Annotated in this window: 1 protein-coding gene; it reads right to left on the bottom strand. The window is 53.7% G+C overall.

What is annotated here, in order from left to right:
- Nucleotides 1-533, bottom strand: a 533-nt coding sequence (locus ACO0LH_RS28515; protein ID WP_422944530.1) for an Ig-like domain-containing protein, incomplete at both ends; no start/stop codon positions are given.

Below are 533 nucleotides of genomic sequence, written 5' to 3' on the forward strand. Positions count from 1 at the left end.
GTCAAACTGACCGTTGGTGCATTATTGTTGACCACATTGACGGTGACAGGTGCGCTGCTTGTCGTGGCGTTCTTGCTGTCAGTCGCCTTGGCCGTGATGCTGTAGCTGTTGGCGACCACATTGGACCAAGTGACGCTGTAAGTGCTGCTATTGGCTGGTGTGGGTGTACTGGCAGTGCCAATCAGTATCGTGCCTTGATAGAACTGTACCTGGCTGATGGTGCTGCCGTTAGTGGTGTCAGCCGTGGCTGTAGCTGTCAATGTGATGTTGGCAGGCGCACCAAAATTGGCATTGTTAGCCGGGCTGACAAAGCTGACCGCTGGTGGTGTCCCTGTACTGCTACCAGGTGTAATGGCGCTGCTGAATACAGATCTGTAAACGAAGCTGGTGGGGCCGCCATTGGTGGTGCTGATGTTGCTGGCAAACATATCGCCGAGGAAGACGAAGTTATTGCCAGTGGTGAGCTTGATATCGCCTTGATCAACGTAGATGCCAGCTGCAATTTGTGCGCCTTGCGCTGTCGCAAAATTGCC

Origin of the sequence: Undibacterium sp. TJN19 (assembly GCF_049339485.1) — a bacterium.
In the GTDB taxonomy this organism is placed as follows: domain Bacteria; phylum Pseudomonadota; class Gammaproteobacteria; order Burkholderiales; family Burkholderiaceae_D; genus Undibacterium.